Origin of the sequence: uncultured Algibacter sp., from assembly GCF_905480415.1 — a bacterium.
Taxonomy (GTDB): domain Bacteria; phylum Bacteroidota; class Bacteroidia; order Flavobacteriales; family Flavobacteriaceae; genus Algibacter_B.
Window position 1 is genome coordinate 20,543 of record NZ_CAJQQI010000175.1, and the last position, 6,879, is coordinate 27,421.

Sequence of the window (6,879 nt, forward strand, 5' to 3'; positions counted from 1 at the left end):
ACTTTTAAACGACATATCATAGAATGATTACCAAATATAAGAAATAAAAATCTACTTTTTATTTATACATTTACATCAGTTGCAACAATAAACTTTAAACTTTACTTATATGAAATATTTCCAAATAGACAAATCGCTTTTTGAAACAAACAGGACAAATTTTAAAGCTAGAATGAAGCCTAAAAGTTTAGCGGTTTTCAACTCTAATGATATTTACCCTATAAGCGCAGATAGTACGATGCCTTTTGAGCAACATAGAGATATTTTTTATTTAAGTGGTGTAGATCAAGAAGAAAGCATTCTTGTTCTATTCCCTGATTGCCCTAAAGAAAAACACCGTGAAATACTATTTTTAAAAGAAACGAATGAACATATTGCTATTTGGGAAGGTGAAAAACTAACTAAAGAGAACGCTTTTAAAACGAGTGGTATTAAAACGGTGTATTGGTTGCAAGACATGGAAAAAGTCATGTTTGAAATCATGACCCAATGTGATACGGTTTACATTAATACCAATGAGCATTATCGAGCAAATGTTGAAACTGAAACACGTGAAGACCGATTTACTAAATGGCTAAAAAACAAATATCCTGCTCATGCTGTTGCAAAAAGCAACCCTATACTGCAACGATTGCGTTCTGTGAAAGCACCTCTTGAAATTGACTTGATTCAAAAAGCTTGCGATATTACTGAAAAAGGATTTCGCAGAATATTAGATTTCGTAAAACCCGGTGTTTGGGAATTTGAAATTGAGGCTGAATTTATGCACGAATTTTTGAGACAACGCTCAAGAAAGTTTGCCTACACACCAATTGTTGCTTCTGGAAATAATGCTAATGTGTTACATTATATAGAAAACAACCAACAGTGTAAAGCAGGCGACTTAATTTTAATGGATGTTGGAGCAGAATATGCTAATTACTCTAGTGACATGACTCGTAGTGTTCCTGTTTCTGGTCGTTTTTCTGAAAGACAAAAAGCAGTTTACAATGCGGTACTTAGAGTGAAAAATGAGGCAACAAAAATGCTTGTTCCTGGAACTGATTGGGCTGAATATCATATTGAAGTCGGAAACATTATGACTAGTGAATTACTTAGCTTGGGTCTAATTGATAAAGCCGATGTACAAAACGAAAATCCGGAATGGCCAGCATACAAAAAATACTTTATGCATGGCACGAGCCACCATATGGGATTAGACACACATGATTACGGCGTATTAACTGAGCCTATGCAAGCAAATATGATATTTACTGTTGAGCCAGGAATTTATATTCCGGACGAAGGCTTTGGTATTAGACTAGAAGATGATGTCATTATTCAAAAAGGAGGAGAACCTTTTAATCTTATGAGAAACATTCCAATTGAAGTAGACGAGATTGAAAATATCATGAATTCATAAAATGTAAAAGGGTCGTTTTAAAAACGACCCTTTCTGCTAAAAACACTAATATTATACTTTACAGAGTGACTAATTCAAATAAATAATCATTTAGTTTTTGTAGCGTATTAATTTTATCGTTTGAATCAATTAATAAAGATATATTGTTCTTGCTTCCTCCATAAGAAATCATTCTAATTTTTACATCTTGTAATATTTGGAATAATTTATAAGTATCTTGATGATTTACGACTGAATGGCCTACCAAACAAACAATGCTTTGGTTTTTATCAACCTCAATAGATGCTATCTTTTCTAATTCCACTAATATCTTTTCAAGATTTTTATCATCATCAATGGTTAAAGAAACTGCCACCTCTGATGTTGTAATCATATCAATAGACGTTTGATAAGTCTCAAAAATTTCAAATACTTTCTTTAAAAAACCATGCGCTTGCAACATTCTAGCGGATTTAATTTTAATCGCTGTAATATTATCTTTTGCCGCTATCGCTTTAATTCCATTCTCTGATGTGCTTTTAGAAATTAAAGTTCCATGAGCATCAGGTTTCATGGTGTTTTTTAATCGAACAGGAATACTATCTTTTCTTACTGGTGTTACCGTTTGTGGATGCAATATTTTAGCTCCAAAATAGGCCAACTCCGCAGCTTCTTCAAATGATAAGTTTGAAATAGCACTCGTGTTTTCAACATACCTAGGATCGTTATTATGCATGCCATCTATATCAGTCCAAATTTGAACTTCTTCAGCTTTAATTGCTGCCCCAATAATGGTTGATGTATAATCACTACCACCACGTTGAAGGTTTGAAATACGGCCTTCATCATCCAAACAAATAAATCCTTGGGTGATGTAAATTTCTGAATCTTCAGCATTGTTTAAAACACTTTCAAAATGTTCTTTTATATAATCAATATCGGGCTCTTTAAACGCATCAATTCGCATAAAACTTAAAGCTGGTAATAATGATGCACGAATACCTTCTTGTTTTAAATAACTATTAAATATATAAGTTGAAAGTAATTCACCTTGTGCTAAAATCTCATTTTCTATGGTTTCAGAAAAATCTTTATACGTGCATTCAACTAAAAGCTCAAAAATGCTTGAAACATAATTTTTAACATCCTTATTTAAAAATGAATCACTCAAAAGCTCATCAATAGTCTTAAAATATGTTTCGTGAAGTTTATTTATCTTATCAATGCCATCATTTGGTTTGCCGGCATCAATATCTTTAGCTAATGAAACCAATTGATTCGTAGTACCAGACATAGCCGAAAGGACTACAACCTTTTTACAACCATCGTCAATAATATGTTTAACATTACACATGTTTTCAACGGATCCGACTGAAGTTCCTCCAAACTTTAATACTTTCATTTTCATTGATTTGAAGTGTAAAACTATAACTCATTTCCTTAACAACTATGTTTCTTAAAAAAAAGAGGTATTTTTACACATATTGTTAAATAATTAACATTAGGCAAATTAAGTATATGAAAACGGTATCAAATTGTGTTGAAGACATATTAATAACACAGCCTTATTTAGAGGAAGCCTTATCCAGAAACATCATAAATTTTAGTGCTTTAGCTTTAGAGCTTGTAGAACCCATTAGCAAAATGCTCAAAAAAGATGTAAAACCTGGAGCTATAATGATGGCTTTAAGACGTTATAATCCTCCTGTAACTTTAGGTAATTCGATAAAAATGAAACGGGTAATTCAAAATCTCGGAGATATTACTGTGCGCTCAAACCTTACTGATTTTACCGTTAAAAACTCAACAACCTTAATAGATAATCATGCCAAAATATTAGAGCATATTAATAAAGATGATAAATTGTTCTACACCTTTACCCGAGGGATACATGAAAGCAATATTATTGTTTCTAGTAGTTTAAATGATTTCATAAAAAATCATTTAAAGAATGAAGCTTTTCTTGCTGTACAAAAAGATTTATCAGCTATCAGCATAAATCTTCCACAAGACAATTCTAAAATAGCAGGTTTATATTATCATTTCTTTAAAAGATTAGCTTGGGAAGGTATTGTGTTATACGAAGTTTTATCAACCACGAATGAGTTTACAATATTAGTTGAAGATGAATTTGTGGATAAGGCATTTACGGCTATTAAAAGAGTGAAATCTTAGTTTATGTGATGGCATGATTTTATCTTTGATGGAGATAAATTAAGCATGTACCTAGAACATAAAGGCATTACTGTTTTTTACACAGATGAAGGTAAAGGAAACGCCATAGTATTACTTCACGGATTTTTAGAAAACGCATTAATATGGGAACCATTTATTGCAACACTTTCAAAGCAAAATAGGGTTATTTGTATAGATTTATTAGGTCATGGAAAAACGGGTTGTCTCGGTTATGTCCATACTATGGAACTCATGGCTGAAACAGTTGAAGCCGTATTAGAACATTTAAAAATTAAGCGTTCAACTTTTATTGGTCATTCAATGGGCGGTTATGTTGCGCTCGCATTCGCGGAAAAAAATCCAGATGCTATAAAAGGATTGTGTTTAATGAATTCGACGGCAAATGCTGATTCTCCAGAAAAGAAAAAAAATAGAGATAGAGCTATTTTAGCTGTTAAGCAAAATCATAAAACATTTATTAGAATTGCTATTGCTAATTTATTCAATCCCGAAAACAGAGCTATGTTTTCAGAAAAAATAAAAGCCGTTATTAAAGATGCACAACAAACACCTTTGCAAGGTATTATTGCAGCACTTGAAGGTATGAAGATTAGAGAAAATAGAGAAGTTCTTTTACATTTTACACCTTTTAAAAAAATGTTCATTCTAGGAAAAAAAGATCCTGTCTTAGACTATGAATCTTTAATTTCTCAAATAAAAAACACTAAAGTTAAATTAGTAGAATTTCCTGATGGACACATGAGTCATATTGAAAATAAAGATGAATTCTTACACAAAATAATGCATTTCATCGAAAATTAACGACTTTTTATCGATTTATTGAATTTTATTCTTAGATTCAACCTCCCAATTGATTATGGCATGAAAAAAACTACTAACAAACCTACGCTTATCCCTAAAATGTATTGCAATCTTTTTGGGCATGATTACGACGTTACTAAGAGAGTAACCTACCATGTAAAAGAGTACACGTGCAGACATTGCAAAAAAGAATTAACAACCAATAGTAATGGCAAACTAATTGAACTTACACCAAAATTTAAAGAGATAAATGCTATCTTAGAACGTATTTATACCTCAAGAACTGAACGTTTAAAGAAAAAAACCATCGCTTTGTCGATTTATTAACTATTTTTTAACATAGTAAGCTGCTTTTTAATACATTTAGAAGTCTCTCTAGAACAATTAATTACGCAAACAAAATGAAAAATATTCACTGCATGGTGTTTGGCCATGACTATAAAGTGACGCGTCACGTTACTTATCATGTTAAAGAATACACCTGTAAATCCTGTAACCATCAGCTAACCACAAGCGGCAACGGTAATTTAGTAGAGCTTACAACAAAATTTAAAGAAATAAACGATGTTCTTGAGCGTATACACCACAAACGTATACTTAGAATTAATAAAAGAAAAAGCATTATTAAAACTCAATCAGAAGGAAAATTATTTATTGCTTAATCATTAAAATTTTTCCAACCCTGGGCTTTTACTGGAATTTTTGTATCTGCTCGTGTTATTAAATGAATGCCTTCTTTTTCTTCTTTAATATATCCTATAACGGACAAACTCGGGTTTGCCTTTATTTTTAGAAAATCATCTTGCGAAATAGTAAAAAGCAATTCATAGTCTTCTCCCCCATTTAATGCCACTGTCGTACTATCAATATTAAATTCCTCACAAGTAGAAATAACCTGAGGGTCTAGCGGTATTTTTTCTTCATATAAATCACAACCTACCTTGCTTTGCTTACATATATGAATGATTTCAGAAGACAACCCGTCACTTATGTCAATCATAGACGAGGGCTTAACACCCAACTCTGACAGTAACTTAACAATATCTTTTCTCGCTTCTGGTTTCAACTGCCTTTCAATGATATACGTATACGGTTCTAAATCTGGTTGGCTATTAGGGTTTACTTTGTAAACTTCTTTTTCTCGTTCTAAAACTTGAAGCCCCATATATGCTGCTCCTAAATCTCCGGAAACAACCAATAAATCGTTTGGTTTTGCACCACTTCTATAAACTTCATTTTCAGATTCTACTTCACCAATTGCAGTTACAGAAATTAATAATCCTTTGTTTGAAGATGTTGTATCTCCACCAATAACATCAATATCATAAATATCTGCAGCAGTTTCAATACCAGCATATAAATCCTCTAAAGCTTCTAATGGAAACCTATTAGATACCGCAATAGAAACTGTTATCTGAGTCGCTTTGGCATTCATTGCATAAACATCAGACAAGTTGACGATAACCGCCTTATACCCCAAATGCTTCAAAGGCATATAACTCAAATCGAAGTGAACCCCTTCAAGAAGTAAATCTGTCGTAACAACAATTTTTTTGTTATCAAAATTTAAAACTGCAGCATCATCCCCAATACTTTTTATTGTTGACTTATGTTTTACTTTAAAATTTTTTGTTAAATGATCAATTAATCCAAATTCACCTAAGTCACTTAGCTGTGTTCTCTGTTGATTTTTATCTTCTATCATTTAGCAAAAATAAGAAGCTATTTTTGTTTTTACTATCTTTATGCAAAAACTAAATTCTTTAAATTTTTACTATCAATCTTCCTATGAAATTTTTACGCCCTATTTATGCCTTTTCTTTACTATGTTTCTTTGTTTTTAATGTACAATCATGCACTGACGAACCTGTTGAAATAGTAGCCATTGTTGATACAGATAATGATGGCATTGAAGAAAGTGTAGACAACTGTCCTTTAGTAGCAAATCCAAATCAAGAAGATGATGATAATGATGGTATAGGGAATACATGTGATGATGATGATGGTGATGGCATATTAAACGCAGATGATAATTGCCCTTCTATTGCTAACCCTAATCAAGAAGATACCGATAATAACGGAATAGGGGACACATGTGACGACGATGATTACGATGACGATGGTATATTAAATGCTAATGACAATTGCTCTTTAGTAGCAAATCCCAATCAAGAAGACGATGATAATGATGGTATAGGGAATTTATGTGACGAAGATTATGTTGATCCTAACGCTCCTCTAGCTTTATGTGAAAATGGACTTGCAGGTATTTACCCTTGTAATGATTATGACTTAATGGCGAACATACCTTTAGCCACTTTTTTCTCTTCTGCAGGTAATGATTGCTGGGGCTGGACAGATACAACCACTGGAAAAGAGTATGCTTTAATGGCAACTAATAATAAAACTGCTTTTATTGACATTACAACACCATATAACCCTATTTACTTAGGAAATTTACCAACTGCAACAGTTTCGAGTAGTTGGCGTGATGTTAAAGT

8 protein-coding genes are annotated in these 6,879 nt (G+C 32.2%); 6 read left to right on the forward strand and 2 right to left on the reverse strand.

Annotated features, from left to right (window positions below; genetic code table 11):
* The first annotated feature begins 109 nt into the window (after positions 1–109).
* On the forward strand, positions 110–1,402 hold the full coding sequence (locus tag QZ260_RS12030) for an aminopeptidase P family protein (protein ID WP_295986577.1): 1,293 nt from the start codon (positions 110–112) through the stop codon (positions 1,400–1,402).
* A 58-nt stretch (positions 1,403–1,460) separates the two neighbouring features.
* Here QZ260_RS12030 and QZ260_RS12035 read toward each other — a convergent pair whose 3' ends face one another.
* Positions 1,461–2,783, reverse strand: coding sequence for an aspartate kinase (locus tag QZ260_RS12035; RefSeq protein WP_295986579.1), 1,323 nt, complete (start codon positions 2,781–2,783; stop codon positions 1,461–1,463).
* Between the two features lie 116 nt (positions 2,784–2,899).
* Between QZ260_RS12035 and QZ260_RS12040 the strand changes: the two genes are divergently transcribed.
* The 4 genes from QZ260_RS12040 (at position 2,900) to QZ260_RS12055 (ending at position 5,040) form a co-directional block, all read left to right on the forward strand.
* Positions 2,900–3,556: a hypothetical protein gene (locus QZ260_RS12040; protein WP_295986582.1), complete on the forward strand. Its 657-nt coding sequence runs from the start codon at positions 2,900–2,902 to the stop codon at positions 3,554–3,556.
* A 45-nt stretch (positions 3,557–3,601) separates the two neighbouring features.
* A complete protein-coding gene (locus tag QZ260_RS12045) occupies positions 3,602–4,378 on the forward strand; it encodes an alpha/beta hydrolase (RefSeq protein WP_295986584.1) in 777 nt (258 codons plus the stop codon).
* 60 nt (positions 4,379–4,438) lie between these two features.
* A complete protein-coding gene (locus QZ260_RS12050; RefSeq protein ID WP_295986588.1) occupies positions 4,439–4,705 on the forward strand; it encodes a hypothetical protein in 267 nt (88 codons plus the stop codon).
* 74 nt (positions 4,706–4,779) lie between these two features.
* Positions 4,780–5,040 carry a hypothetical protein gene (locus QZ260_RS12055; protein WP_295986590.1) on the forward strand — a complete coding sequence of 87 codons (261 nt, stop codon included), beginning with the start codon at positions 4,780–4,782 and terminating at the stop codon, positions 5,038–5,040.
* Here QZ260_RS12055 and thiL read toward each other — a convergent pair.
* Positions 5,037–6,083, reverse strand: coding sequence for a thiamine-phosphate kinase (gene thiL, locus QZ260_RS12060; protein WP_295986592.1), 1,047 nt, complete (start codon positions 6,081–6,083; stop codon positions 5,037–5,039). The two genes, QZ260_RS12055 and thiL, sit on opposite strands and share 4 nt — an antisense overlap.
* Positions 6,084–6,166: 83 nt before the next feature.
* On the opposite strand from thiL, the gene QZ260_RS12065 reads away from it, so the two are divergent.
* A partial coding sequence (locus tag QZ260_RS12065) for a choice-of-anchor B family protein (protein WP_295986594.1) occupies positions 6,167–6,879 on the forward strand: 713 nt, incomplete at its 3' end.